The 26,345-nt window shown below is 74.3% G+C and carries 22 protein-coding genes; 18 read left to right on the top strand and 4 right to left on the bottom strand.

The features are described from left to right. Window positions 1–181: 181 nt before the first annotated feature. The 6 genes from AB0I60_RS19890 (at window position 182) to AB0I60_RS19865 (ending at window position 8,049) form a co-directional block, all read left to right on the top strand. Window positions 182–475, top strand: coding sequence for a hypothetical protein (locus tag AB0I60_RS19890; protein WP_360731773.1), 294 nt, complete (start codon window positions 182–184; stop codon window positions 473–475). A 71-nt stretch (window positions 476–546) separates the two neighbouring features. After that, the gene (locus tag AB0I60_RS19885) at window positions 547–2,166 is read left to right on the top strand and encodes a SulP family inorganic anion transporter (RefSeq protein WP_360731771.1); all 1,620 of its coding nucleotides are present in this window, start codon (window positions 547–549) and stop codon (window positions 2,164–2,166) included. Next, the gene (locus AB0I60_RS19880) at window positions 2,163–4,859 is read left to right on the top strand and encodes a DUF2309 domain-containing protein (RefSeq protein WP_360731769.1); all 2,697 of its coding nucleotides are present in this window, start codon (window positions 2,163–2,165) and stop codon (window positions 4,857–4,859) included. The genes AB0I60_RS19885 and AB0I60_RS19880 overlap by 4 nt, the downstream gene beginning before the upstream one ends. Continuing rightward, on the top strand, window positions 4,856–6,094 hold the full coding sequence (locus AB0I60_RS19875) for a proton-conducting transporter membrane subunit (protein WP_360731768.1): 1,239 nt from the start codon (window positions 4,856–4,858) through the stop codon (window positions 6,092–6,094). Before AB0I60_RS19880 ends, AB0I60_RS19875 begins: the two co-directional genes overlap by 4 nt. After that, window positions 6,091–7,197, top strand: a complete 1,107-nt coding sequence (locus AB0I60_RS19870; protein ID WP_360731766.1) for a hypothetical protein — start codon at window positions 6,091–6,093, stop codon at window positions 7,195–7,197. Before AB0I60_RS19875 ends, AB0I60_RS19870 begins: the two co-directional genes overlap by 4 nt. A 45-nt stretch (window positions 7,198–7,242) precedes the next feature. After that, on the top strand, window positions 7,243–8,049 hold the full coding sequence (locus AB0I60_RS19865) for an alpha/beta hydrolase (protein WP_360731765.1): 807 nt from the start codon (window positions 7,243–7,245) through the stop codon (window positions 8,047–8,049). Between the two features lie 211 nt (window positions 8,050–8,260). Here AB0I60_RS19865 and AB0I60_RS19860 read toward each other — a convergent pair whose 3' ends face one another. Continuing rightward, a complete protein-coding gene (locus AB0I60_RS19860; RefSeq protein ID WP_360731763.1) occupies window positions 8,261–8,692 on the bottom strand; it encodes a hypothetical protein in 432 nt (143 codons plus the stop codon). A 260-nt stretch (window positions 8,693–8,952) separates the two neighbouring features. Between AB0I60_RS19860 and AB0I60_RS19855 the strand changes: the two genes are divergently transcribed. The 7 genes from AB0I60_RS19855 to AB0I60_RS19825 are packed head-to-tail and all read left to right on the top strand — an operon-like array spanning window position 8,953 to window position 16,959. Then, the gene (locus AB0I60_RS19855; RefSeq protein WP_360731762.1) at window positions 8,953–12,642 is read left to right on the top strand and encodes a nitrate reductase subunit alpha; all 3,690 of its coding nucleotides are present in this window, start codon (window positions 8,953–8,955) and stop codon (window positions 12,640–12,642) included. Then, window positions 12,642–14,177: a nitrate reductase subunit beta gene (gene narH, locus AB0I60_RS19850; protein ID WP_360731761.1), complete on the top strand. Its 1,536-nt coding sequence runs from the start codon at window positions 12,642–12,644 to the stop codon at window positions 14,175–14,177. Before AB0I60_RS19855 ends, narH begins: the two co-directional genes overlap by 1 nt. After that, on the top strand, window positions 14,174–14,803 hold the full coding sequence (gene narJ / locus AB0I60_RS19845; protein ID WP_360731760.1) for a nitrate reductase molybdenum cofactor assembly chaperone: 630 nt from the start codon (window positions 14,174–14,176) through the stop codon (window positions 14,801–14,803). The genes narH and narJ overlap by 4 nt, the downstream gene beginning before the upstream one ends. Next, entirely contained in the window at window positions 14,800–15,522 is a 723-nt protein-coding gene (narI, locus tag AB0I60_RS19840) for a respiratory nitrate reductase subunit gamma (protein ID WP_360731758.1), read from the top strand. The genes narJ and narI overlap by 4 nt, the downstream gene beginning before the upstream one ends. Beyond that, window positions 15,519–16,058 (top strand): HPP family protein, encoded by a 540-nt coding sequence (locus AB0I60_RS19835; RefSeq protein WP_360731757.1) that lies wholly within the window; start codon window positions 15,519–15,521, stop codon window positions 16,056–16,058. Before narI ends, AB0I60_RS19835 begins: the two co-directional genes overlap by 4 nt. Window positions 16,059–16,102: 44 nt before the next feature. Continuing rightward, window positions 16,103–16,441 (top strand): DUF6204 family protein, encoded by a 339-nt coding sequence (locus AB0I60_RS19830; protein WP_360731756.1) that lies wholly within the window; start codon window positions 16,103–16,105, stop codon window positions 16,439–16,441. Next, window positions 16,438–16,959, top strand: coding sequence for a GNAT family N-acetyltransferase (locus AB0I60_RS19825; protein ID WP_360731755.1), 522 nt, complete (start codon window positions 16,438–16,440; stop codon window positions 16,957–16,959). The genes AB0I60_RS19830 and AB0I60_RS19825 overlap by 4 nt, the downstream gene beginning before the upstream one ends. Window positions 16,960–17,004: 45 nt before the next feature. Here AB0I60_RS19825 and AB0I60_RS19820 read toward each other — a convergent pair whose 3' ends face one another. Beyond that, on the bottom strand, window positions 17,005–18,633 hold the full coding sequence (locus tag AB0I60_RS19820) for a sodium:proton antiporter (RefSeq protein WP_360731753.1): 1,629 nt from the start codon (window positions 18,631–18,633) through the stop codon (window positions 17,005–17,007). Between the two features lie 218 nt (window positions 18,634–18,851). Here AB0I60_RS19820 and AB0I60_RS19815 point away from each other — a divergent pair, with 218 nt between their 5' ends. Further along, a complete protein-coding gene (locus tag AB0I60_RS19815) occupies window positions 18,852–19,319 on the top strand; it encodes a hypothetical protein (protein ID WP_360731751.1) in 468 nt (155 codons plus the stop codon). A gap of 31 nt (window positions 19,320–19,350) precedes the next feature. On the opposite strand, the gene AB0I60_RS19810 is transcribed toward AB0I60_RS19815, so the two are convergent. Further along, a complete protein-coding gene (locus AB0I60_RS19810; RefSeq protein ID WP_360731749.1) occupies window positions 19,351–20,298 on the bottom strand; it encodes a winged helix-turn-helix domain-containing protein in 948 nt (315 codons plus the stop codon). A 140-nt stretch (window positions 20,299–20,438) separates the two neighbouring features. Between AB0I60_RS19810 and AB0I60_RS19805 the strand changes: the two genes are divergently transcribed. From AB0I60_RS19805 to AB0I60_RS19795, 3 genes are all read left to right on the top strand, one after another. After that, a complete protein-coding gene (locus AB0I60_RS19805) occupies window positions 20,439–20,828 on the top strand; it encodes an SH3 domain-containing protein (RefSeq protein ID WP_360731747.1) in 390 nt (129 codons plus the stop codon). A gap of 254 nt (window positions 20,829–21,082) precedes the next feature. Then, the gene (locus tag AB0I60_RS19800; protein WP_360731745.1) at window positions 21,083–22,825 is read left to right on the top strand and encodes a carbohydrate binding domain-containing protein; all 1,743 of its coding nucleotides are present in this window, start codon (window positions 21,083–21,085) and stop codon (window positions 22,823–22,825) included. A 363-nt stretch (window positions 22,826–23,188) separates the two neighbouring features. After that, entirely contained in the window at window positions 23,189–24,277 is a 1,089-nt protein-coding gene (locus tag AB0I60_RS19795) for a trypsin-like serine protease (RefSeq protein WP_360731743.1), read from the top strand. A gap of 101 nt (window positions 24,278–24,378) precedes the next feature. Here AB0I60_RS19795 and AB0I60_RS19790 read toward each other — a convergent pair whose 3' ends face one another. After that, the gene (locus AB0I60_RS19790) at window positions 24,379–25,722 is read right to left on the bottom strand and encodes an MFS transporter (RefSeq protein ID WP_360731741.1); all 1,344 of its coding nucleotides are present in this window, start codon (window positions 25,720–25,722) and stop codon (window positions 24,379–24,381) included. Window positions 25,723–25,806: 84 nt separating this feature from the next. On the opposite strand from AB0I60_RS19790, the gene AB0I60_RS19785 reads away from it, so the two are divergent. Then, window positions 25,807–26,331 (top strand): MarR family transcriptional regulator, encoded by a 525-nt coding sequence (locus AB0I60_RS19785; protein WP_360731739.1) that lies wholly within the window; start codon window positions 25,807–25,809, stop codon window positions 26,329–26,331. Window positions 26,332–26,345: the final 14 nt, after the last annotated feature.

Genomic DNA, 26,345 nt, shown 5'->3' with positions numbered 1-26,345 from the left:
GACGCGCGTTCCGGACTAGTCCTCTCGCAGTAATCCCGGCACGCCTCTGTTAATTGACGACTTCAGGCCCTTGACGGCCGTTCCGCGCGTCCCCGATGATCGAACGGCTTGCCCGGATTGCGGTCCGCGATTCTCCGGCGACCGCTCCGCGAAATCACCGACATCTCCAGAGGAGGTTTTCGTGCGCGCTCTCGCCCTGTTCGTCGCGGCGCTCATCGGGACCTTCCTGGTGGTCGGCGTCGACCACGCGGCACCCGCCCAGGCGCGGGACACCACCGGGCAGCACCTGTACGTCGGGGTGCCCGCACTCGCGCACACCCACCCCGACCTGGGCCTCGCGGACGAGGCCACCCCGGGCGCACCCGTCGTCGCACTCCAGCGGAACCACCTCCGCGAGGCGGTCGCCGTCCCCGTGGCGCCGACCGCCGCCCGCGTCGACACCCGCGTCGCGCGCGGCCCCCCGAACGGGCGCTGAAATCCCCAGCCGCACCGCCGTCGTAACAGCGACCGCGGTGTCCCAGTCGCGCCCAAAAAAGGACAAATCCGATGCCCGGCCAATCCCGTGGAATCAGGCAGACCGGTCGACCGCCCGCCCCGGCGACCCGGCGCCCACCGAAATCCGACCTGAAGTCCGGTTTCCTGGTCGCCCTCATCGCGCTCCCGCTGTGCCTGGGCATCGCGGTGGCCAGCGGGTTCCCGCCGATCGCGGGCGTCCTCACGGCCATCATCGGCGGCATCCTGGGCGGGTTCCTCGGCGGCGCGCCGCTGACCATCAAGGGCCCCGCCGCCGGCCTGATCGTGATCGCCGTCGGCAGCGTGCACGACCTCGGCCAGGGCGACCTGGTCGCGGGCTACCGCCGGGCGCTGGCGGTCGGCGTGGTCGCCGCGCTGGTGCAGGTCGTGTTCGGCCTGGTCCGCGCCGCCGGCGTCGGCATCGCCATGTCCCCGTCGGTGGTGCACGGGATGCTGGCCGCCATCGGCGTGATCATCATCGCCAAGCAGGCGCACGTGGCGCTGGGGGTGAAGCCGACCGCCGAGTCGCCGTTCGGGCTGCTCGCCGAGATCCCGCACAGCCTGCTGCACGCCAACCCGGTCATCCTGCTGGTCGGCGCGCTGTCGCTGCTGCTGCTGTTCGGGCTGCCGCTGGTGCGCGCCCGCTGGAGCAGGCTCGTCCCGGCACCGCTGCTGGTGCTGGCCGTGGCGATCCCGCTGGGCCTGTGGCTGCACCTGGACCGGCCGCACGACTACACGTTCCTCGGCGCGGACCACCACCTCGGCCCCGAGTACCTGGTGCGGCTGCCCGGCTCGCTGCTCGACGCGATCACCTTCCCCGACTTCTCCCAGGTGTTCAGCGGCACGTCCATCCAGTACATCGTGATGTTCTCGCTGATCGGCACCATCGAGTCGACGCTGACCGTGCTCGCGGTCGACGCGATGGACCCGGCGCAGCGCACCTCGAACGTCAACCGCGACCTGCTCGCGGTCGGCACCGGCAACCTCGCCTCGGCCCTGGTCGGCGGCCTGCCGATGATCGCCGAGATCGTGCGCAGCAAGGCCAACCTCGACGCGGGCGCGCGGAGCCGGTGGTCCAACGTCTGCCACGGCGCGATCCTGCTGCTGTTCGTGGCGCTGATCCCCGGCGTGGTGCAGACCATCCCGCTCGCCGCGCTGGCCGCCATGCTGGTCTACACCGGGTTCCGGCTCGCCTCGCCCGGACAGGTCCGGCACGTCGCCGCGATCGGTTGGGACCAGCTCGCCCTGTTCCTCACCACGCTGGTCGTCACGCTGGCCACCGACCTGCTCGTCGGCGTGGCGTCGGGCCTGGCGCTCAAGCTCGTGCTGCACCTGGCGCGCGGGGTCCGGCCGGCCGCGTTCGCGCCCCGGCCGCAGGCCACCACCGTCGGGTCGGTGCTGCGGATCCGGTTGCGCGACGCGGCGGTCTTCCCCGCGCTGCTGCCGGTCCGCAAGCTGATCAGCCGGGCCGGGCCCGGGATCACCGAGGTGGTCGTGGACGTGCGCGGCGTCGCGCTGGTCGACCACACGTTCCTGGCCCGGCTGGACGAGCTGGCCCGGGAGCTGCCCGGCGCGACGCTCACCGTCGAGGGCCTGGACGAGCTGACGGCGGCGTCGGACGACCCGCACGCGACGCGCAGGCGGACCCGATGACCATCGACGACCTGGTCGCGCACGCCGCCGGCCTGCTGCCCGAGCAGGGCCCGTTGCAGGCGTTCGTGCACCACAACACCCTGCACGCCTTCGAGCACCTGCCGTTCACCGACGCGGTGACCCGCGCGGCCGAGGTGTTCGGCACCGAGCCGTACCTCGGCGAGGCGGCGTTCCACGAGTTCCTGGCCTCCGGCCGGATCACGCCCGACGACCTGGACGCCGTGGTGGCGGCCGAGGTCGTGGACGACGGGGTGCCGGTGGTGCCCGGCGGGCCGACGCTGCGCCGGTTCCACGAGGTCCGGCTGCGCCACCGGGTCGAGGTGCCGCGCGGTCCCGCGCTGCACTGGCTGCTCGCCGAGACCGACGCCGTGGACGCGGTGGACCCGCGCTGGGACGTGCTGCGGGCGGCGGCACCCGGGCCGGCCGACCCGCCGGACCGCCCGCGCCCGCGCGACCGGGTGCTCGCCGCGACCGGCGTCGACCCGGACCACCTGGTGCACCCGCTGCTGATCCGGTTCACCGCCGCGTTCCTCGACCAGGGCGTCGCCGCCTGGCCGATGCCGGAGCGCGACCGGGGGCTGCTGGCCGCGTTCCGCGCGCTCTACGGCCGGGCGGGCGGCCCGCCGGAGCCGTTCCTGCGCGGTCTGGCGGCGTGCTTGCGCGAGCACGGCGACCGGCCGGCGGACCAGACGGTGGCCTGGGCGATGGACGAGCTGGAAGTGTCCGAAGAGGACCGTGGCGCGGTGGTGACCGCCACCCTGCTGTCGCTGCGGGGCTGGGCGGGCATGGTGCGCCAGTTCGAGTCCAGGCCGGACCGCGCGCCGGTCGCGGCGCGGCCGGCGCGGCTGGTCGACTACCTGGCCGTGCAGCTCACCCTCGACCTGTTCGCCGCCCGGCACGTCCGGGCCACCGCGCCGCCGGCCGACGACGTCGCGCCGCTCCCGGGGCTGGAACTGGTGTACGAGGCGTTCGCGCTGGCCCGGCTGATGGACGTGCCGCTGGCCGACCACGACCGGGCCTCGACGTGGCTGGGCGTGGTGGACGGCTGCGACGAGGTGGAGCGCCGCCGGCTGCTGCACCTGGCCTACGAGCGGCGGCACCGGGTCGGCGTGCTGGACGGGCTGACCGCCCACCAGCGGCTGGCCGTGCCCGCCGGGACACCCGCGTTCCAGGCGGTGTTCTGCCTGGACGAGCGCGAGGAGTCGGTGCGCCGCCACCTGGAGGAGTGCTGCCCGGCGGCGGAGACCTTCGGGTTCGCCGGGTTCTTCGGCGTGGCCATGAACTACCGGGGCCTGGACGACGTGCGCCCGCGCCCGCTGTGCCCGGTGGTCGTCACGCCCCGGCACACCGTGGTCGAGCAGCCGATCGACTCCGGCCGCGCGCCCCGCCGGCTGCGGGCGCGGTGGACCCGGTCGGTGGCGGTCGGCAGCCGGACGCTGGTCCGGGGCTCGCTGGCCAGCGTGGCGCTCGGCGTGGCCGGGTTGGCGTCGCTGGTCGGGCGCTGCCTGTTCCCGCGCGCCGCGCACCGCTGGTCGCACCGGCCCGCGCCGGCCGTGCCGACCCGCCTGGTGATGGAGTTCTCCCCCGCCGAGATGACCGACATCGTGTCGGCGGTGCTGCGCACCACCGGGTTGGGCCTCGGGCTCGCGCCCGTCGTGCTGGTCGTCGGGCACGGGTCGTCCAGCCTGAACAACCCGCACGAGTCGGCGCACGACTGCGGCGCGACCGGCGGCGGGCGGGGCGGCCCGAACGCGCGGGCGTTCGCGGCGATGGCCAACGACCCGACGGTCCGGAGTGGACTGGCGGAGCGCGGCACCCTCATCCCCGAGGGCACGTGGTTCGTCGGCGGCTACCACAACACGTGCGACGACACGATGACCTACTACGACGAGGACCTGGTGCCCGCTGGGCTCGTGGAACCGTTGCAGGCGGCCAAGGACGCCCTCGCCGAGGCGTGCGTGCTGGCCGCGCACGAGCGGTGCCGCCGGTTCGAGTCCGCGCCGCCCGACCTGGCACCGGAGGATGCCTTGGCGCACGCCGAGGCGCACGCGGTCGACCTCGGCCAGCCCCGGCCGGAGTACGGGCACGCCACCAACGCGGTGTGCGTGGTCGGCCGGCGCGCGCTGACCCGGGGCCTGTTCCTGGACCGGCGGGCGTTCCTGGCCTCCTACGAGCCCGCCGCCGACACCGACGGCGCGCTGCTGGCGTCGCTGCTCGCGGCGGTCGGGCCGGTGTGCGCGGGCATCAACCTGGAGTACTACTTCAGCTTCGTGGACCCGGCCGGGTACGGCTGCGGCACCAAGCTGCCGCACAACATCACCGGCCTGATCGGCGTGATGGACGGGCACGCGTCCGACCTGCGCACCGGCCTGCCGTGGCAGATGGTGGAGATCCACGAACCGGTGCGCCTGCTGCTGGTGGTGGAGGCGACCCCGCAGCGGCTGTCCGCGATCGTGGCGGCGAACCCGGTGCTGGAGCGGCTGGTGTCCGGCGGCTGGATCCGGTTCGCCGCGTGGGTGCCGGAGCGGGACGAGGTCTTCGTGTTCCAGGACGGGGCCTTCCAGCCGCACGTGCGGGAGCGCACCGCGTTCCCGGTGGTGGCCCGGTCGGTCGAGGTGTACGCGGGCTCCCGCGACCACCTCGGGTGCGCGCACGTGCTGGCGGAAGCCGACGTGCCGGTGCCGGTCCCGTGACCGGCGTGCTGATCGCGGCGGTCGCGGTGCCGTTCGGCGCGTTCCTGCTGCTGGGGCTGGTGTCGTGGGTGGACCTGCCGCTGGGTGAGCGGGCGGTGTCGGCGGTGGCCGTGCTGTCGGCGGCGGTGTCCGCCGGGCTGCTGGCCGCCGTGGCGACGGGCGGCCCGCTGCGGGTGCCGCTGGGCACGTGGTTCGACGGGTTCCCGCTGGTGCTCGCGGCGGACGGGCTGTCGGTGCCGGTGGGGGTGCTCGCCGGGCTGCTGGGCGCGCTGATCGGCGCGTTCTCCCGGCGGTACCTGCACCGCGACCCCGGCTTCCGGCGGTTCCACCTGCTGCTGGCGCTGTTCGTGGCGGGCGTGCAACTGGTGGTGCTGGCGGGCACGCTGGACCTGCTGGTGGTCGGCTGGGAGCTGACCGGGCTCGCGTCCGCGCTGCTGATCGCGTTCTTCCACCGGCGGCGCGGGCCGGTCGTGCACGGGCTGCGCGCGTTCGCCACCTACCGGCTGTGCGACGTGGGGCTGGTCGGCGCGGCGGTGGTCGCGCACCACGGCGGGCCGCCGCTCGCGGTCGGCCTGCTGCTGCTGTGGGGTGCCATGGGCAAGGCGGCGCAGTTCCCGTTCGGCGGGTGGCTGCCGCGCGCGATGGAGGGGCCGACGCCGTCCAGCGCGATCTGCTACGGCGCGATCTCGGTCAGCCTGGGGCCGTACCTGCTGCTGCGCACCGCCCCGGAGTGGTCGCAGGCCCCGGCGGTGCCGGTCCTGGTCGTGGTCGTCGGCGGGCTCACCGCCGTGCACGCCACGCTCGTCGGCCGCGCGCAGACCGACGTCAAGACCTCGCTCGCCTACGCCTCCACCACGCAGGTCGGCCTGGTGCTCGTGGAGGTCGGGCTCGGCTGGGAGCTGCTCGCGCTCGTGCACCTGCTCGGGCACGCGGCGCTGCGCAGCGCGCAGATCCTGCGCTCCCCCAGCCTGCTGCACGACCACCACCACCTGGAACAGGCGCTCGGCGAGCCGGTCGGGCACGGCGGCGGGTCCTGGCAGCGGCTGGTGCCCCGGCCCGTCCGGCTGTGGCTCTACCGGTTCGCGCTGGAGCGCGGGTACCTCGACGCGGTCCTGGTGGCGCGGGCGGCGGGCGCGGCCCGGCTGGTGCGGCGGTGCGCGGCGGCCGACGACGGCCTGGTGCGCCGGCTGGCGGCGGCCGACGACGGCCCGGCGCGGGCGGCGGTGGCCCGGTGATCGTGTCGACGGCGGTCGCCATCGGGTGGGTGGTCGTGGCCGTGCTGGTCGGCCGGGAGGCCGACCCGCGCAGCGCGCGGCGCAGGTCCGCGATCGGCGCGACAGCGGTGTTCCTGCTGTCCTCGGCCGCGTTCCCGGACGGCTTGGTGTGCACGGCGTTCAGCCTGGCCGGGGTGGTGATCGCGGCGTTGAGCCCGGTTGCCGCGCACCCGCCCCGGACGCAGGCGCGCGCCCTGGTCCTGGTCGGACTCGCCTGCGGGTTCACGATCGCGGACACGCCGGCGGTGCACGCGGTGCTGTGGGCGGCGACCGCAGCCGTGGCGTGGACGGCGGCGCGGGACGGCCGGTTGTTCGCGGTCTACCACGTGCCCAGCGTCCTGCTGGTGGCCTCCGGGCTGCTGGTCCCCCCGCCGGTCGGCGAGGTGCTGGTGCTGCTGGGCGTGGCGGTCCGCGCGGCGGCGGTGCCCGTGCACAGCTGGTTCCCGCGTTTCGTGGCCCGCGCGCCGATGGGCGTGGTGGCGGCGTTCCTGCTGCCGGTCGGGCTGGTCGTGCCGCAGGTGCCGGCCGCCGCCGTGGTGGGCGGGGCGGCGGCGCTGCTCGGCGCGGTGTTCGCGGTGGTGCAGGCCGACGTGCTGCGGTCGCTCGCGTTCTTGCTCGTGAGCGTGAACGGCGTGGTGCTGGTCGGCGGCGCGCGGCCCGCCGGCGTCGTCGCGGCGACCGGGCTGGCGATGACGGTGGCGGCGCTGGCCGCCCGGCGGGGTGCCCTGTCGCTGGGCGCGCCCTCGGGCGACCTGGCCCGCACGCCCCGGCTGGCCGTGGCCCACCTCGGTTTCGGGCTGGTGCTGGCGGGGTTCCCGCTGCTGCCGGGGTTCGCCGACGTGCACCGGCTGCTGGACCACCCCGCGCCGTTCGTGGTGGCGGCGGTGGTGGTGGCGGTCGCGGTCAACGGCGTCACGGTGCTGCGCGGCCACCTCGGCCTGTTCGCGGGCCACACCGGGGAGACCGGCGAGCGCGACCTGACGCCGCTGGAGCACTACGCGGTCGCGGTCGCGTTGTCGCTGCTGGCCCTGGGAGGTCTAGTGCCCGGTCTGACCGGGTGGTGACGGGCGGGTCCGCCGACCGACCTCGGCGGGCCTACCCTCGCACCGGTGGAGATCACGTTCACCCGCGAGGACCGGCCGTCGTTGGCGTGCACCGACTTCGGCGGGCCGGGGACCCCCGTGCTCGCCCTGCACGGGACGTTCGGCCGGGGCGCGGTGTTCGCCCGGCTCGCCGCCGACCTGGCGGGCCGGGCCCGCGTCCTCGCGCCGGACCAGCGCGGGCACGGGCGCAGCGGGCGCGCGGCGGGCTACGGCCGCGACGAGTTCGCGCAGGACGCCGCCGACCTGCTCGACCACCTCGGGCTGGGCCCGGTGGTGGTGCTGGGGCACTCGTCGGGCGGGCTCACCGCGCAGCGGCTGGCGGCCCGCCGGCCGGACCTGGTGTCCGCGCTGGTCGTGGAGGACATCGGGCCGGTGGTGCGCCGGCCGGAGGTCGCGGACCCGGTGCTCGACGTCCGGGGGTGGCCGTCGTCCGCGCCGACGCGCGACGGGCTGGCCCGCGCACTCGCACGGCACGTGCCCGACAGCGGCTACTTCATGGCGAGCGCGGTCGAGGACGCGGCCGGGTGGCGGCTGCTGTTCGACTGGGACGACATGATGGCGGTGCAGGAGGGCTGCGTCGGCGACTGGTGGCCGGACTGGCTCGGGTCGAGCTGCCCGGCGCTGGTGCTGCGCGGCGGCCGGAGCCCGCTGCTGCCCGGCTGGTTGGCGCGGGAGATGGTCGAACGGCGGCCGGGCACGCGCCTGGTGGAATTCCCGGCGGCGGGCCATTGGGTGCACGACGACGAACCGTCCGGCTTCGCCCGCGCGGTGGGTGATTTCATCGCATCCCGAACCGATCCCGACGAAGGATGAACGGGCCGAATCGGACCAGTCGGCGCATATCGCACGCACAATCCGCCGGGCACCCGCACGACGGGTGCCGGCAACGGTTGATTTCCGGTGTTTGAACTCCGGAATGCACGCGGAAAGCACCCGGTGTCCGCATTGTTCCGGACGTCCGGAATGGTCGGGCGGGAGGTGCCCCGGCCGTTCCGGGCGAATCACGGGTGCGGTCGGCGCGGGTTCAGCGGGCCTCGGCGAACGGCACCGCTCCCCCGGCCAGGGAACCCGCGGCGGCGGCCCGCGCGAGCAGCGCGCGGCGGGCCGGTTCCGGTTCGGCCACCCCGAGGTCCTTTCCGAGCAGCACCAGGACCGCGCCCCGGCGTCGGGCCGCCCACCGCCACACCCCGGGCAGCTCCACGGGGGCGTGGTCGACCAGCGGCACCCGGTGCGACCACCGCACGGTGATCGACGCGGGCTCCGCCCGGACCTGCCACGCGCGTGCGGTCGGCAGGGCGATCCGCCCGAGGTCGGTGATCAGCGCCAACCCGGTCGCGGTGAGCCGCGCGGGGTCCAGGGGCGTGCCGCCGCGACCCTCCAGCAGCAGCACGGCGATCCTGTTGTCGGCCCGGCCCCAGACAGCGGCGCGGATGTGCAGGCGTGCTTCGGCGCTCATGTGCAGACCTTTCTCCCGGTCTCGCGCCGTGGGTCAATTCTAGGGGTCGATCATCGCACCCTCTTCGCCGGATCGGGTGAATCGAGGCGGTCAATTCCGACGAACTGCCCGCGCGGAATAGTGCACTCGGTAATCGCCGGACAATTTCGTCGAAATTGGTGTGATCTACATCACAAACTCCTGTGATGATCCCATCACCGAGAGTTATATGACGTCGACTCGCGCCAATAGCACGTCACGTCGGGGGAAGGACGTAACCCATGTGCGCGGCATTCCAACGCGCGGCAAAAATCATCACCGGCCAGGGTCGGGCGGCCGACCTGCTGCTGTCCGCCGGGCGGTTCCTGACCGAGGCCGAGGTGTCGGACGACCTCCGCGCGGCCTTCCACCGGGGCGGGCGGGAGGCCGATGGCTTCTACCGGGACCGGTGGAGCCACGACAAGGTCGTCCCCTCGACGCACGGCGTGAACTGCACCGGCTCGTGCCGGTGGAACGTCTTCGTCAAGGACGGCATCATCACCTGGGAGACCCAGGACGTCGACTACCCGTCGACCGGGCCCGACCGCCCGGAGTACGAGCCGCGCGGGTGCCCGCGCGGCGCCTCGTTCTCCTGGTACACCTACTCGCCGCTGCGGGTGCGCTACCCCTACGCGCGCGGCGTCCTGGTCGAGATGTACCGCGAGGCCCGCCGGGCGCACGACGACCCGGTGGCCGCGTGGGCGTCCATCGTGGACGACCCGCTCAAGCGCCGGGTCTACCACCGGGCCCGGGGCCGGGGCGGGCTGGTCCGGGTCACCTGGGACGAGGCGGTCGAGATGGTCGCCGCCGCGCACGTGCACACCATCGCGCGCCACGGCCCGGACCGGATCGCCGGCTTCTCGCCCATCCCGGCCATGTCCATGGTGTCGCACGCCGTGGGCTCCCGGTTCATGGCGCTGATCGGCGCACCCATGCTGTCGTTCTACGACTGGTACGCCGACCTGCCGCCCGCCTCGCCGCAGGTCTTCGGCGACCAGACCGACGTGCCGGAGTCGGCGGACTGGTGGGACGCCGCCTACCTCGTGCTGTGGGGCTCCAACGTCCCGGTCACCCGCACGCCCGACGCGCACTTCATGACCGAGGCCCGCTACCGGGGGCAGAAGGTCGTGGTGTGCTCGCCGGACTACTCCGACGCGACGAAGTTCGCCGACGAGTGGCTGGCACCGCACCCCGGCACGGACGCCGCGCTGGCCATCGCCATGGGGCACGTCGTGCTGCGCGAGTTCTTCGTGGACACCCCCACCCCGTTCTTCACCGACTACGTGCGGCAGTTCACCGACCTGCCGTTCCTGGTCACCCTGGAGCAGCGCGCGGACGGCCTGGTCGCGGGCAAGTTCCTCACCGCCGCCGACCTCGGCGACACCGCGCCGGGCGCGGAGTGGAAGACCGTGCTGCTCGACGAGCGGACCGGCGAGCCCGTGGTGCCCAACGGGTCGCTGGGCTTCCGCCGGGACGGCGAGCCCGGCCGGTGGAACCTCGACCTGGCCGGTGTCACGCCGGCGCTGACCGTCCTGGGCGGGACGCCGGTCGAGGTGGTGCTGCCCCGGTTCGACGAGCCGGACGGCCGGGCGGGCACCGTCGTGCGCGGCGTGCCCACGCGGGTGGTCGCCGGCCGGACCGTGACCACGGTGCACGACCTGCTGCTGGCGCAGTACGGCGTGCACCGCGAGGGACTGCCGGGGCAGTGGCCCGCCGGCTACGACGACCCGGACTCCCCCGGCACGCCGGCCTGGGCGCAGCGGCTGACCGGCGTGCCCGCCGAGCGGACCGCGCGCATCGCGCGCGAGTTCGCCGACACCGCCGTGCGCTCCCGGGGGCGCTGCATGATCGTGATGGGTGCCGGCACCAACCACTGGTTCCACTCCGACCTGGTCTACCGCTCGTTCCTGACCCTGCTGCTGATCACCGGCTGCCAGGGGCGCAACGGCGGTGGCTGGGCGCACTACGTCGGCCAGGAGAAGGTGCGCCCGCTGACCGGCTGGGCCACCCTCGCGGGCGCGCTGGACTGGCACCGCCCGCCGCGCCAGATGATCGGCACCGCCTACTGGTACACCCACACCGACCAGTGGCGCTACGACCGGCTCACGGCCGACGCGCTGACCTGGCCGGGCGCGGCGGGCGGGCTCGCCGGGCAGACCGCGTCGGACTGCCTGGCCCGGTCCGCGCGGCTGGGCTGGATGCCGTCCTACCCCACCTTCGACCGCAACCCGCTGGACCTGGTCGCCGACGCCGACGCGGCCGGGGCCGACCCGGTCGCGCACGTGCTGGAGCGGGTGCGCTCCGGCGAGGTCGGCTTCGCCTGCGAGGACCCGGACGCGCCGGAGAACTGGCCGCGCGTGCTGACCGTGTGGCGGGCCAACCTGCTGGGCTCCTCGGCCAAGGGCAACGAGTACTTCCTGCGGCACCTGCTGGGCACGGGCGGCGAGCCGCGCGCCACCGAGGCGCCGCCCGACCAGCGCCCGGAGTCCGTGCGGTGGCGCGACGAGGCACCGGAGGGGAAGCTGGACCTGTTGCTGGCGCTGGACTTCCGGATGACCAGCACCACGCTGTTCGCGGACGTCACGCTGCCCGCCGCGACCTGGTACGAGAAGCACGACCTGTCCAGCACGGACATGCACCCGTTCGTCCACTCGTTCAACGCCGCCGTCGACCCGCCGTGGCAGGCCCGCACCGACTTCGACGCCTTCCACGCCATCGCGGAGAAGCTGTCCGAGCTGGCCCGCGTCCACCTGGGCGTGCGCCGCGACCTGGTGGCGACCGCGCTCCAGCACGACACCCCGGGCGAGACCGCGCAGCCCGGCGGCGTGGTGCGGGACTGGCGCTCCGGCGAGACCGAGCCGGTGCCGGGCCGGACCTTCCCCGTGCTCACCGTCGTCGAGCGGGACTACCCGGCGGTGGCCGCGAAGCTCGCCGCGCTCGGGCCGCTGCTGGACGAGCAGGGCGTCACCACCAAGGGGTGGACGGTCGAGGTCGGGCCGGAGGTCGCCTGGCTGGCCTCGGCCAACGGCGTCGCCGCGAGCGGCCCGGCGGCCGGGCGGCCCCTGCTGGACACCGACCGCAAGGCCGCCGACGCGGTGCTGGCGCTGTCGGGCACCACCAACGGCCGGATCGCCGACGAGGGCTTCCGCGCGCTGGAGGAGCGGGTCGGCCGGCCGCTGCGGCCGATGGTCGCGGCCCACCGGGGGCACCGGGTCACCTTCGCCGACACCCGCTCGCGGCCCGCCCCGGTGGTGACCAGCCCGGAGTGGTCGGGCGACGAGTCCGGCGGCCGGCGGTACTCCCCGTTCACGATCAACGTCGAGCGGCTCAAGCCGTGGCACACGCTGACCGGCCGGCAGCACTTCTACCTCGACCACGACTGGGTGGCCGAGATCGGCGAGCAGCTCCCGGTCTACCGCCCGCCGCTGGACCTGCACCGGCTGTTCGGCGAACCCCGGCTGGGGCCCGACGGCCCGGAGGTGACCGTCCGCTACCTGACCCCGCACTCGAAGTGGTCCATCCACTCCGAGTACCAGGACAACCCGATCATGCAGACGCTGTCGCGGGGCGGGCCGGCGTTCTGGATCAGCCCGGCCGACGCGGCGGCCATCGGCGTGTCCGACAACGACTGGGTCGAGGCGGTCAACCGCAACGGCGTGGTGGTGGCGCGGGCCATCGTGTCGCACCGGATGCCCACCGGCACGGTGTTCCTCTACCACGCCCAGGAGCGGACGGTGAACGTGCCCAAGAGCGAGACCACCGGCCGGCGCGGCGGCATCCACAACTCGCTGACCCGCCTCCAGATCAAGCCCACCCACCTGATCGGCGGCTACGGGCAGCTCAGCTTCGCCCTCAACTACTACGGCCCCACCGGCAACCAGCGCGACGAGGTCACCGTGCTGCGCCGGCGGAGCCAGGAGGTGACCTACTGATGCGCGTCATGGCGCAACTGGCCATGGTCATGAACCTGGACAAGTGCATCGGGTGCCACACGTGCTCGGTCACCTGCAAGCAGACCTGGACCAACCGCAGCGGCGTCGAGTACGCCTGGTTCAACAACGTCGAGACCAAGCCCGGCCAGGGCTACCCGCGCCGGTACGAGGACCAGGACCGGTGGCGGGGCGGCTGGCGGCTGCGCCGGGGCAGGCTGGAGCTCGCGGCGGGCGGCCGGGTGCGCCGGCTGCTGTCGCTGTTCGCCAACCCCGACCTGCCCGCGCTGGACGACTACTACGAGCCGTGGACCTACGACTACCGCACCCTCACCGACGCCCCGCTGGGCGACGACACGCCCACCGCCCGCCCGCTGTCCGCCGTGACCGGCGAGCCGACCGCCGTGCGCTGGGGCCCGAACTGGGAGGACAGCCTCGGCGGTGCGCCCGAGCACGCCCCGGCCGACCCGGTGGTGGAGAAGCTGGGGCGGGAGGTGAAGTTCGAGTTCGAGCAGTCGTTCATGTTCTACCTGCCGCGCATCTGCGAGCACTGCCTCAACCCGTCCTGCGTGGCCTCCTGCCCGTCCGGCGCGATGTACAAGCGGGCCGAGGACGGGATCGTGCTGGTGGACCAGGACCGCTGCCGGGGCTGGCGGATGTGCGTCACCGGCTGCCCGTACAAGAAGGTCTACTTCAACCACAAGACCGGCAAGGCCGAGAAGTGCACGTTCTGCTACCCGAGGCTGGAAGTCGGGCTGCCCACCGTGTGCGCGGAGACCTGCGTCGGGCGGCTGCGCTACATCGGGGTCCTGCTCTACGACGCCGACCGCGTCGGCGAGGCCGCGAGCGAGCCCGACGAGCAGCGGCTCTACCAGGCCCAGCTGGGCGTCTTCCTGGACCCGCGCGACCCGGGCGTCGTCGCGGCGGCCGAGCGCGCGGGCATCCCGCACGACTGGATCACGGCCGCGCAGCGCTCCCCGGTGTACTCGCTGATCGTGGAGCACCGGATCGCGCTGCCGCTGCACCCGGAGTACCGGACCATGCCGATGGTCTGGTACGTCCCGCCGCTGTCGCCGGTGGTCGACGCGGTGGCGACGACCGGCTTCGACGGCGAGGACGCGGGCAACCTGTTCGGCGCGATCGACGCCCTGCGCATCCCGCTGGACTACCTGGCCGGCCTGTTCACGGCGGGCGACCAGGGGCCGGTCCGGCTGGCGCTGCGCCGGCTCGCGGCGATGCGCTCGCACCTGCGCGCGGTCAACCTCGGCGAACCGCCCGACCCGCGCGGGCCGGCGGCGGTCGGCATGACCGCCGAGTCGACCTCGGCGCTCTACCGGCTGCTGGCCGTGGCCAAGTACGACGACCGGTACGTGATCCCGACCTCCGGCGTCGGGCAGGCGCACGACCTGGAGGGCATCGCCACCACGTGCAGCCTGGACGGCGGCCCGGAGCTCGCGGACGGCCGCACCGACCTGTTCGTGTGGCGCGAGGGCGAGCGGCCCGCCGGGATGTTCCCCACCACGGGAGGGCGGCCGTGAACCGCCGCCGGGTGCTGCACCAGGTGGCCTCGCACTGCCTGCACTACCCCGACGAGGTGCGCGGCCTGCTGCCGCTGCTGCGCCGCTGCCTGGACGAGGTGCCCGCGCCGGGCGTCGCCGGGCTGCTCGACCACCTGGAGCGGGTGCCGCCGGTCGAGGCCGCGCGGCACTACGTCGAGGTGTTCGACACCAGGTCCGACCGGTGCCTGCACCTGACCTGGTACACCGACGGCGACACCCGCCGGCGCGGCGGCGCGCTGGCCGCCGTCAAGCAGGAGTACCGCCGGCACGGCTTCGCGCTCGCCGACGGCGAGCTGCCCGACTACCTGCCGGTGCTGCTGGAGTTCGCGGCGCGCACCGGTACGCCGGGGCGGCGGCTGCTGGCCGGGTTCCGGCCCGCCGTGGCGCTGCTGCACCGCAACCTGGCGGCGCTGGGCACCCCGTACGCGCCGGTCGTGGCGGCGGTGCTGGACACCCTGCCGGCGCGCGACGACGCCCGACCGGTCGCCGGCGACGACCGCGTCGAGCAGGTCGGCCTGCACCCCTTCGGCGGCCGGGAGCCCGGCGTCGAGGTCGAGCGGCAGCCGGTCCTGCTCGGCTACCCGGCCTCGGGGAGGCCCCGGTGACCCTCGACCTGCTGCTGTGGGTGGTCGCGCCCTACCTGACGATCGCGCTGCTGGTCGGCGGGACGGTGTGGCGCTACCGGCACGACCGGTTCGGCTGGACCACCCGCAGCTCCCAGTTGCACGAGTCGCGGCTGCTGCGCGTCGGCGGCCCGCTGTTCCACTTCGGACTGCTGTTCGTGGTCGGCGGGCACGTCGCCGGGCTGCTCGTGCCCGCCGCGCTGACCCGGTGGCTCGGGGTGTCCGACGAGGTCTACCACCTCGCGTCGCTCACGGCGGGCAGCCTCACCGGCGCGGCCACCGTCCTCGGCCTGGGCGTGCTGCTGTACCGGCGGTGGCGGGTGCCCGCCGTGCGGCGCGCGACCGGCCGCGACGACCTGCTGATGTACCCGGTGCTCGTCGGCGCGCTGCTGCTGGGCATGGCGGCGACCGTGCTGACCAACGGCCTGGGCGGCGGCTACGACTACCGGGCCACGATCTCGCCGTGGTTCCGGGGCATCCTGCTGCTGCAACCCGACCCGGCGCTGATGCGGGACGTGCCGCTGGTGTTCCGGCTGCACGTGCTGTTCGGCATGGCGTTGTTCGCGCTGTGGCCGTTCAGCCGGCTGGTGCACGCGTTCAGCGCGCCAGTGCGCTACCTCGTGCGGCCCTACCTGGTGTACCGCAGCCGGGAGGACCGCCCGGCCGCGCGTGCGCCCCGGCGTGGTTGGGAGGACCGGTGAGGGCGGCCCTGCGCCCGGCGGTCAGCGTGCTGCTGACCATGTTCGTGCTCGGAGGGCTGGCGGTGGCGACCGGTGCGCCGCTGGTGTTCCCGTCCCTCGGGCCGACCGCGTACCTGCTGTTCGCCACGCCCTCGCACCCGGCGGCCAGCCCGCGCAACGCGCTGTCCGGGCACCTGGTGGGCGTGGTGTCCGGCGCGGTGGCGCTGACCGCGTTCGGGCTGTGGGAGGTGCCGGCCGACCTGGCGAACGCGACCTGGGCCCGGGTCGGCGCGGCGGCCCTGGCGCTGACCCTGACCTGCGGCGGGATGGTGTGGTCCGGGCTGCCGCACCCGCCGGCCGGGGCGACCACGCTCATCGTGGCGCTGGGAGTGCTGCGCACGCCCGCGCACCTCGCCGTCGTCCTGGCGGGGGTCGTGCTGCTGGTCGCGGCGGGCTGGGTGGTCAACCGCGCCGCCGGGGTCCCGTACCCGGCGTGGCGGCCGGCCGCCCCTCCGGAAGCCGCGCCCGATAACCGATTGCGGCGCGCGTCCGCGTGATCGACCATGGGCGGCCGGAGCACGTCGCCGACAGTGGAGCGCAGATGGTGGAGCACACCTACCGGGTCATGGTTCGCGGCCGGTTCGCCGACCTGGACGACGCCGGGCGCGCCCGGCTGCTGGCCGAGGTCGACCGGCACGGGGTGCTCACCAACGGGTTCTCGGAGCAGGGCGCGCTGTCCTACGACCGCGCGCTCGACTTCTTCAGCTACCGCGTGCAGTTCCGCGCCGAGGTGGCCGCCGACGACCGCGCGGTGCGCGACCGGGCGCTCGGCCTGGCCGCGCGGGCGGTGGAGGAGTTCGGAGTGGACTTCCGCGACCTCCGGGCGTCGGCGACGGACGTCGACCTGATGAAGGTCAACCGCCCCAAGCGCCGCGCGTGAACCCGGCACCGCCCGAGGTCCGGATCGTGCACCTGACCGGCGAGGTGTTCCGGGCCTTGGCGGAGGGCGACGCGGCAGCGGCGAACACGGCCGCCCCGGTGCCGCTGCCGGACTACTTCGCGGGCCCCGAGTGGCGCGGCGTGTGGCGGATGCGGCACCGGCAGGCCGAGGAGGACCCGGCGAGCGCGGCGTGGGTGACCGGCGTGATCTGGGACGAGCGGCGCCGCCTGGCCGTCGGCCGCGCGGGCTACCACGGCCCGCCGGACGCGGACGGGATGGTGGAGGTCGGCTACGCGGTCCACCCCGACCACCGCCGGCGCGGCTATGCCCGAGCGGCCTTGGAAGCACTGCTGCGCCGGGCGGCCGGGGAACCGGGCGTGCGCACGGTCCGCGCCACCATCAGCCCCGACAACGAACCGTCGTACCGGCTCGTGGCGCAGTACGGGTTCGTCGAGAACGGCGAGCAGTGGGACGAGGAAGACGGCTTGGAGATCATCTACGAGCGACCGGCCCGTTAGGACGTCCCCGAACGCCGCCGTGCCGGCTGCCCCGGTCGGCGCGGGTCAGCCGGTCGGGCCGCCGCGCAGTTCCAGCGTGATCTGGGCGGCGTCGACGTTGCGCAGTGCGGCGGACAGGGCGTCGGCGTCGAACGTGCCGTCGTCGCGCGCGTCGAGCAGCGCTTCCCGTTGTGCCTCCAGCACCGCCAGGTAGTGCTCCTTCTTCGACGTGCCGTCCGGGCGCGCGGTGCCCTGGGCCGCCTCGCGCATCAGCGCGACGATCTCCTGCCGCTCGGTGTCCTGCTCACGGGCGTCCCGCTCGTCCGCCCGGGTCGGGAACAGGCGGCTCACCAGGGGCCCGACCGTGCCGCCCTGCACCAGCAGGGACAGCGTCGCCACGGTGAACGCCACGAACACCAGCAGCGGCCGGTGCGGGGCGTCGGCCGGGAGGGTCTGGGCGGCGGCCACGGTCACCGCGCCGCGCATCCCCGCCCACACCACCACCACGCCCTCCCGCGCCCCCAGCGGTTGGCTGATCAGGTAGTCGATGTCGGCCAGCGCTCGGCGCACGCGCGTGGCGAAGCGTGCCAGCTCGCGCTCGGTGGGCTCGCGGCGGCGCAGTCGCCGGCTCCTGACCGGCTCGCCGGCTTCCAGGCGCTCGCCCGCCTCGGCGATGCGCGGCTGGAGTGCCTGCCCGTGCGACGCCCGCCGGCGCAGCGCCCACAGCAGCGGCGCGACGTAGGCGGCGCGCACGAGCAGGGTCACGGCCAGTGCGCAGGCCGCGATCCCGACCGCCGGGCCGAGGCCGGTGTGCTCGCGGCGCACCTCGTCCAGGACGGTGGCGAGCTGGAGCCCCATCCCGAGGAAGACCACCCCTTCGAGGACGAGTTCCACGGTCGCCCAGTTCTGCGCGTCCGACATCCGGTGCGACGGCGGCAGCGCGCGGGGTGCCCGCGACCCGGTGATCAGACCCGCCACCACGGCGGCGACCAGGCCGGAGCTGCCCAGCAGCTCGGCCGGGACGGCGGCGGCGAACGGCACGGTGAACGACAGGATCGTGTTCACCGTCGCGTCCTCCACCCGCCGGCGCACCGCCAGGTTGCCCCGGCCGACGACGAACCCGATCACGACGGCGACCGCGATGGCGTAGGCGAAGGTGCCCAGCGCGTCCCAGAACGAGAACGCGGCGGCGGTGGCCACCACGGCGGTGCGCAGCAGCACGAGCGCGGTGGCGTCGTTGAGCAGGCTCTCGCCGTCGAGGATGACCAGGGCGCGGCGCGGCAGGCCGGTGCCCTTGATGATCGACGTCGCCACCGCGTCCGTGGGGCTGATGATCGCGCCCAGCGCGACGCCCCACACGAAGCCCAGGTCGGGCACCAGCCGGGAGAACAGCGCGCCCAGCACCAGCGCGCTCGCCACCACCAGCAGCACGGACAGGCCGCTGATCGCCCGGAACTCGCGGCGGAAGTTCATCGCGGGCATCGACACGGCGGAGGAGTAGAGCAGCGGCGGCAGCAGGCCCTGGAGGATCCACTCCGGGTCGACCTGCACGCCTTCGAGCACCGGGGCCACGGCGACGGCGATGCCCACCAGCACCAGGACGAGCGGGGCCGCCACCCCGGCCCTGGGCGCGAGCACGGCGGCGGCGGCGATCACCACGAGCGCCAGGACCAGGACTGCGACGACCTCCAGCACACGCCCTCCTCCGCCGTGGTGGGTCCATGCTGGATCAAGAACCCGCCGCGCGCCCGGCGGTGGCACCCGACCACCCCGGAGGGCCGGTGCCGGCCGAACGGCGCTCCCGGTTCACCCGAACAGCGGTGCGACACACCGACCCTTTCCGCACTTTTGCGGTACCGCGACGTACAGTCGGGCGTCACCGCGCAGCCCGCAAGGCAGGAGCACCACCCGGCATGGCCAAGACCGTCGACCTCGCCCGCGTCGAGCAGGACGCCCGCGCCCGCTTCACCGACCTGCGCGCCACCCCCTCGGCACCCGCCGGCGAGGCCGTCGAGCACACCGCCCGCTACGCCGACGTCGTGCGCCGGGCCCGGCTCATCGCCGCCAGCGACGGCCTCGCCGACGTGGTCACCGCGCACCTGGCCGGCCTGGGCGTCGAGGTGCGCACCGACCAGGTCCGGGTCGACCCCGAGGCGGACGACCGGCAGGTCATGGCCCTGGCCTGCACGCTGGACGGCTCCCCCGCCGTGCTGCCCCTGCACCCCGGTGCCACGGCGCTGCGCTTCTACCCCGCCGGCCCCGACATCCGGCTCGCCGGTCCCCCGCTGGACACCGTCGACCTGCCCGACACCGCCCGCGCCGCCGACCACTGGGTCGGTGCCGAGGCCATCGCCGCCGCGCTCGCCGCACGCCTGCGCTGACCGCCGCACCCGGACGCCGGCGCGGTCGGGGCTACCGCTGGCGGCCGGCGAGCAGCGACTCGCCCAGGACGGTCAGCGAGTGGACGGTCTGGGTGCCGTACCGGCTGGTCCGCAGCAGACCGGCGGCGCGCAGCACCCCGGTGTGCCGGCTGACCGACGCGGGCGAGGTGCCCACGCGGCGGGCCAGCTCCGTCGTGCCCGCGCCGGTCCGCGCGCACTCCAGGACCGCGCTGCGGGTCGGCCCCAGCAGCGCGTCCAGGCTGCGCGTCTCCGCGCCCCTCCACCGGTCGGTGTCCTCCAGCGGGTACACCAGCACGGGCGGGGCCGCCGGGTCGTCCAGCGTGCACGGCCGGCCCCGGCCGAAGTAGGACGGGACCAACCGCAGCCCCCGGCCGCGCAGCAGCAGCTCGCGGTCCTGCGGGTGGTCGACCTCCAGCACCGGCGGCTGCCACCGCGCATACGGCCCGAGCCCGGCGAGCAGGCCGTGCACGCCGCCGTCGACCAGGTCGCGGGCCCGCCGCGCGCGATCCGCGTTCACGCTTTCCCGGATCACCTCGGAATACGGTGCGACGAGCCGTGAATGCAGCTGGCGGATCATGTCGGCGAGCACCCCCAACGCCCGGCGATCACCGTTGCACAAGGGCTTCATCCATTCCGGCATCGGCCCGAACCGGCGCAATTCCGCACGCACCCGGGATCCGGGCGTGGCGCGCAGCGCGGCGAGCCCCTCCTCCAGCCCGTCCGCCGCCTCCGGGGGCGTGAGCAGGTCCGGAGCGGGTGCCAGCAGGTGCAGGACGCGGACCGCAGGACTGCGGGAATCGAGCGTGGCCCGCACTTCGAGGGCCCACTCGTGAAATGCCGACGGGCGATCCCGGTCCCGCAGCCGGCACCCGCCGAGCACCACCTCCCACAACGGGTCGGCGGACGGTGCCACGGTTGTGCGCACCAGGTCGTCAGTGGTGAAGATGACGCGCAGCACGGATTCCCCCCGTGAAGTAGCTTCCCCTGGGCCCACATTGTTGTCGTCAACTTTCGGTGTGACGCAACATTCTGGCCAGGTTCACCCGCAGGGAGGAAGGTCGATTCCGCTCCACCCGTTCCATTCGCAGGGGGATTGCCATGAACACCATCACCAGGGTCGCGGTCGCGGTGGCCGCCGTCGCCGTGCCCGCCGTCCTGCTCTCCGCACCCGCCGGGGCCGCGCCCAAGGGCGACGGGGTCACGCCGCAGCACTGGGCGTGCGGCAGCGGCACGCCGCCCAACCACGACCCGATCTCCGGCATCACCGGGGCGAACGCCGGAGCCCGCATCCGCACGGGCTCCTCGACCAGTTGCACGGCGCTGGGCTCCAGCCAGCCGTCCGACCGGTTGGACTACTACTGCTACACCCGCGAGAACGGCACGAACGCCACGTGGACCTACCTCCGCAACGGTCGCACTGGCGTGCGCGGCTGGACCCGTGACGACCAGTTGCCGGGCGGCGGCAGCAACTACTTCTGCGGTTCCTGACCTCGCACGGTCGCTCCCCGGGTGCGGACGACCCCGCGCCCGGGGCGCATCGCGACCCGGGTTCCCACCCTCCAGACCGTCTGTCCACTCTGGACCGCACAGCGGACTTCTCGCACGACAGCGGACATTTCACGACGTATGCCGCATACCGCGAGACGTCTTGACAACCCATGTGGTCTAGTCCAATTCTGAGGGCCGGCCGCCACCGCCGGACCCCCACCGGGCCCGCGTCCCTTCCCCTGCCTGGAGCGCTCATGCGTCCGACCAGAGCCCTGGTACTCCTGGTGGCCCTGCTCACCTCCCTGTCCCTGCTGCCCACGACCGCCGGCGCGGCACCGCGCGCCACCGCCGCCAAGCCGCTGCCCGCCCGCGTGTTCGCGCCCTACTTCGAGGCGTGGACCGGCGAGAACCCGGCCACCCTCGCCCAGCAGTCCGGCGCGAAGTACCTGACCTTCGCGTTCCTCCAGACCGCGACGAAGGGCTCCTGCACGCCGCTGTGGAACGGCGACGCCGGGATGCCGGTGTCGTCGGGCGTGTTCGGTGCCGAGATCGCCGCGCTGCGCGCCAACGGCGGCGACGCGATCCCGTCCTTCGGCGGCTACACCGCCGACCACACGGGCACCGAGATCGCCGACAGCTGCACCGACGTGGCCAAGATCGCCGCCGCCTTCCAGAACGTCATCACCACCTACGACGTGAGCCGGCTCGACCTGGACATCGAGGTCGAGGCGCTGGACAACGCGGCGGGCATCGACCGCCGCAACAAGGCGATCAAGCTGACCCAGGACTGGGCCGCCGCCAACGGCCGCACCATCCAGTTCTCCTACACCCTGCCCACCACCCCGACCGGGCTCGCGCCCAGCGGCCTCGCGGTGCTGCGCAACGCCGTCACCAACAACGCGCGCATCGACGTCGTGAACCTGATGACGTTCGACTACTACGACGGCGGGCAGCACCAGATGGCGGAGGACACCAAGACCGCCGCGCAGGGCCTGGTCACCCAGCTCGGCACGCTGTGGCCGGGCAAGACCGAGGCCCAGCGGTGGGCGATGGTCGGCGTGACCGAGATGATCGGCGTGGACGACTACGGCCCCTCCGAGACCTTCCAGATCGCCGACGCCCGCACCGTCTACGACTGGGCCGTCGCCAAGGGCATCAACACGCTGTCGTTCTGGGCGCTCCAGCGCGACAACGGCGGCTGCCCCGGCGGCTCGGCGGCCGACAACTGCTCCGGCATCCCGCAGAGCACGTGGGAGTTCACCCGGATCTTCGCGCCGTTCAGCGGTGGCGGGACCCCGAACCCGGTCAACGACTTCACCCTCGGCGTCTCCCCGTCGTCGGCGGCGATCGACCCGGGCGGCTCGACCACCGCGACCGTGAGCACGGCCGTCGCGTCCGGCAAGGCCGAGACGGTGACCCTCACGGCGGGACCGGCGCGCACCGGTGTCACCGCCACCCTGTCGGCGTCCAGCGTCACGGCGGGCGGGTCGGCGACGCTGACCGTCGCGGCGGCGGCCGGCGCGGTGCCCGGCGACTACTCGTTCACCGTGACCGGCACCAGCCCCACGGCGACGCACTCCGCGTCGTTCACGGTGAAGGTCAAGGGCACCGTGCCGGGCGGCGCGGTGGTCAACGGCGGGTTCGAGGACGGCGCGCTGTCCCCGTGGACGGCCCCGGGCGACGCGATCGTCAGCACCCCGGCGCACTCGGGCACGCACGCGCTCCAGGTGACGCCCAGCGGTGCGGGCAACGGGCAGGCGTCCCAGACGGTCACCGTCACGCCGGGCAAGGCGTACACGCTCAAGGCGTGGGTGCGCGGCAACTACGCGTTCATCGGTGTGAGCGGCGGGGCGACCGGCAGCGCGTGGACGTCGGCGAACGACTGGACGCAGCTGTCCGTCCCGTTCACCGCCGGCTCCTCGGGCCAGGTCACCGTCTACGTGCACGGCTGGTACGGCCAGCCGTCGATCTACGCGGACGACTTCACGATCAGCTGACCGGCTGACGGAAAAGGGCGGGTGTGTCCCGACAAGGGGGCGCACCCGCCTTTTTCCGGTTATGTCCCATTCCGCCGAACACTCCCATTCACCAGTTCACAGTTCGTTTCGCACTATGGGACGAATAAGCCCTCCGACGCTTTCGGAAATCACAGTACGCGCTGGTGGGAGCCGGTGTGTCCGGGTAGCGGACACACCGGCCGGAAGCCATAAACCCGGTGGATGCCCAGCTTGAATGACCCGCGCGAGGAGCCGGCGCGCAAAGGTGCAGAGGCGACCGGGTACGCGCCCCCGGGCCGCCCGCGCGACCCGCCCTTCCCGGTGTCCGCGCGGTTCCCTGCAGCGCGACCGAGAGGCAGACCCATGAGAACCGCTCGCCTGCTGAGCCGTGCCGCATTCGTGGCCATGGCCTTGGCGCTGGTCACCGGCGCAGGGCACGACGCCGTCGCCGCGCCCGACGACCCGCCGGTGGAGGTGCAGGTCATCGGCGGCCACAACGCCACCGAGGTCTACCCGTTCCACGCCCAGATGAGCAACGGCTGCGGCGGCAGCCTGGTGGCACCGCAGTGGATCGTCACCGCGACGCACTGCGGCAGCGCGGGCTCGGCCCGGCTCGGGTCGAACACCCGCAGCTCCGGCGGCGAGGTCCGCAGCGTCGACCGCGTGGTCAACCGGCCGGGCACGGACCTGACCCTGATGCACCTGTCGCAGGCGTCGACCTACACCCCGGTGCCGATGGCCACCGCGAACCCGGCCGCCGGCAGCCCGGTCCGGCTGATCGGCTACGGCTGCACGAGCTGGCCGTCCTGCGCCAACCCGTCCACGCTCCAGGAGATCGACCTGACCATCCTGGCGTCCAGCCGGTGCGCGGCGGGCGGCGGCGCGTCCACCGACGTCTGCGTCTCGGGCGACCGCACGCACTCGGCGTGCCACGGCGACTCCGGCGGCCCGGCCCTGGTGGGCACGCGGGGCAACTGGACGCTGGTCGGCGAGACGCACGGACCGGGCGACAACAACGGCGAGTGCGCCACGACGACCCTGTACACGGGCATCGCCGCGAACCTCGCGTGGATCAACCAGCAGACCGGCGGGACCACCCCGCCCGTCGGCAAGAAGTTCGAGAACACCGACAACCTCGACATCCCGGACAACGGCGCGGCCGTGACCAGCCCGGTCACCGTCTCCGGCCAGGCGGGCAACGCCCCGTCCGCGCTGAAGGTGAACGTCGACGTGAAGCACCCCTACCGGGGCGACGTGGTCCTGGACCTGGTGGCTCCGGACGGCTCCACGTACCGGTTGAAGAACTCGTCCGCCGACTCGGCGGACAACATCCTCACCACCTACACCGTGAACGCCTCGTCGGAGGTGGCCAACGGCACCTGGAAGCTGAAGCTCCAGGACGTCGGCCCGCAGGACGTCGGCTACCTGGACGCGTGGAGCGTCCAGTTCTGACCCCAATTCCGACCCCGCGCGTGGTGTGACCGCGTCCGACACCGGGCGTGGCCCGGCCCACCGTTCGCGGTGGGCCGGGCCGTCGTCGTTGCGGGCACTGCTCAGCGGGTGGCGGTGTGCGGGATGAGCAGGGTCGTGGCGGCGGCCAGCGCGAACACCGCCACCTCGCACCACAGCACCACCGCCAGGCCACCGCCGAGGTACACCGCGCCCAGGCCCGCCACGCCGAGCGCGCCGCCGAGCTGGCCCGCCGTCGCGACGACCCCCGACGCCGTGCCGGCGTGCTCGACGCCGACCTCCCGCAACGACACCTCGACCAGGGTCGGTGCCACCAGGCCCATCCCGACCCCCGCCACGACCAGGCCGGGTGCCAGGCCCCACCCCCCGTGCACGGACCCGGTCGCGAGCAGCAGCGCCGCCATCCCCAGGCACAGCACCAGGGCACCCGCCGCCGGCAGCCGCCGGCCGAACCGGGCGGCGAGCGGCCCGGAGAACCCGGACGCCACCGCGACACCCGCCGACCACGCCACGAACGTGACCCCGGTGCGCAGCGCGCTGAACCCGTGCACGGTCTGCAACTCCAGCGCCAGCACCAGGAAGAACCCGGTCACCCCCGCGTACAGCGCGACCTGCGCGCACGCGCCGCCGACGAACCCGCGCTGCCGGAACAGGCTCAGCGGAACCAATGGTGACCGCGCACCTCGTTGCCACGCAACGAATGCGGCGAACACCGCGACCGAACCCACCGGCAACGCCACCGTCCACCACGGCCACCCGTGCTGCGGGCCGTGCACCAGCGGGTGGAGCACCGCCACCACGCCGGCGGTCAGCAGGAGCGTGCCCGGCACGTCCAGGCGTTCGGCCCGGGGCGCGCGCGAGTCGGGCACCGCCACCGCCGCGACCAGGAACGCCACCACGCCGACGGGCACGTTGACCAGGAACACCGGCCGCCAGCCCAGCCCGAGCAGGTCCGCCTCGACCAGCAGGCCGCCGAGCAGCGGGCCGGACACGGTCCCGACCGCCGCCGTCACCCCGTACGCGGCGAAGGCCCCGGCCCGCCGGGCGGGCGGCACGGAGACCTGGATGACGGTGAGCACCTGCGGGATCATCAGCGCCGCCGCCAGCCCCTGCACGACCCGCGCGCCGACCAGCACCGCCGGGTCGGGCGCGAGCCCGCAGGCGGCCGAGGCGACCACGAACGCCGCCACCCCGGCGAGGAACACCGGCCGCCGGCCGTACCGGTCGCCCACCCGGGCCCCGGCCACCAGCCCCACCCCGAACGCCAGCGCGTAGCCGGCGACCGCCCACTCCACCTCGGCGGCGCTCGCGCCCAGGTCGGCGCGGATCGCCGGCGCGGCCACCGCGACGATCGTCGTGTCGACCAGGTCCATCGCGGCGGCGGCCAGCATCGCCGCCAGCGCCCACCGCGAACCGTTCCGCGCCATCCGGACCTCCCCTAGTTGATGAAGGACTGAACCATACAGATCTTCACCATTCAGGTCGAACGGTTGTCCGGTAGGGTCTGCCGGGTGCGGGACGAGATCTCCGAGCTGGTGGACGACCGGTTCTTCGCGTGGATGGCGACCTGGAAGGCGCAGACGCTGGCCGCCCGGCGGATCGAGGCCGTCCTGCGCGAGCACGCGGGCCTGACCCTGACGTGGGGCGAGGTGCTCTCCCGCCTGGGTGCCACAGAGGGCGGCCGGCTGCCGATGAACGAGCTGGCACGGCAGGTGTTCGTGTCACGCAGCGCGATCAGCCAGGTCGTCACGGCGATGGCCGGGCAGGGCCTGGTGGAGCGCCAGGGCGACCCCGACAACCTGCGCATCACCTACGCGGCGCTCACCGACCACGGCCGGGAGGTGCTGCGCAACTCCACCACCACGTTCCTGGGCGCGATCCGCGAGGTGTTCGCGCAGCACGTCACGCCCGAGGAGGCCCGCGCCATCACCTCCGCGATGAACCGGGTGACCGAAGCCCTCGGCGGCACGCCGGAACCGCCGGACGCCGACGCCATGGTCGACAGCCTGCTGCGCGTCGTGGGCGAAACCCCCTGAGCACCGCCGAACAC

The sequence above is a fragment of the Actinosynnema sp. NPDC050436 genome (assembly GCF_040655415.1).
In the GTDB taxonomy this organism is placed as follows: Bacteria; Actinomycetota; Actinomycetes; order Mycobacteriales; family Pseudonocardiaceae; genus Actinosynnema.
Note: the sequence above shows the minus strand (reverse complement) of the source record. Positions and strands in the feature narration are given on the sequence as shown.

Bases quoted from the DNA above. Each gene is read 5' to 3' on its own strand.
- AB0I60_RS19885 (WP_360731771.1), top strand. From the start codon at position 547: ATGCCCGGCCAATCCCGTGGAATCAGGCAGACCGGTCGACCGCCCGCC.
- AB0I60_RS19880 (WP_360731769.1), top strand. From the start codon at position 2,163: ATGACCATCGACGACCTGGTCGCGCACGCCGCCGGCCTGCTGCCCGAG.
- AB0I60_RS19860 (WP_360731763.1), bottom strand. From the start codon at position 8,692: ATGAGCGCCGAAGCACGCCTGCACATCCGCGCCGCTGTCTGGGGCCGG.
- AB0I60_RS19855 (WP_360731762.1), top strand. From the start codon at position 8,953: ATGTGCGCGGCATTCCAACGCGCGGCAAAAATCATCACCGGCCAGGGT.
- narH (WP_360731761.1), top strand. From the start codon at position 12,642: ATGCGCGTCATGGCGCAACTGGCCATGGTCATGAACCTGGACAAGTGC.
- AB0I60_RS19830 (WP_360731756.1), top strand. From the start codon at position 16,103: ATGGTGGAGCACACCTACCGGGTCATGGTTCGCGGCCGGTTCGCCGAC.
- AB0I60_RS19815 (WP_360731751.1), top strand. From the start codon at position 18,852: ATGGCCAAGACCGTCGACCTCGCCCGCGTCGAGCAGGACGCCCGCGCC.
- AB0I60_RS19805 (WP_360731747.1), top strand. From the start codon at position 20,439: ATGAACACCATCACCAGGGTCGCGGTCGCGGTGGCCGCCGTCGCCGTG.
- AB0I60_RS19800 (WP_360731745.1), top strand. From the start codon at position 21,083: ATGCGTCCGACCAGAGCCCTGGTACTCCTGGTGGCCCTGCTCACCTCC.
- AB0I60_RS19795 (WP_360731743.1), top strand. From the start codon at position 23,189: ATGAGAACCGCTCGCCTGCTGAGCCGTGCCGCATTCGTGGCCATGGCC.
- AB0I60_RS19790 (WP_360731741.1), bottom strand. From the start codon at position 25,722: ATGGCGCGGAACGGTTCGCGGTGGGCGCTGGCGGCGATGCTGGCCGCC.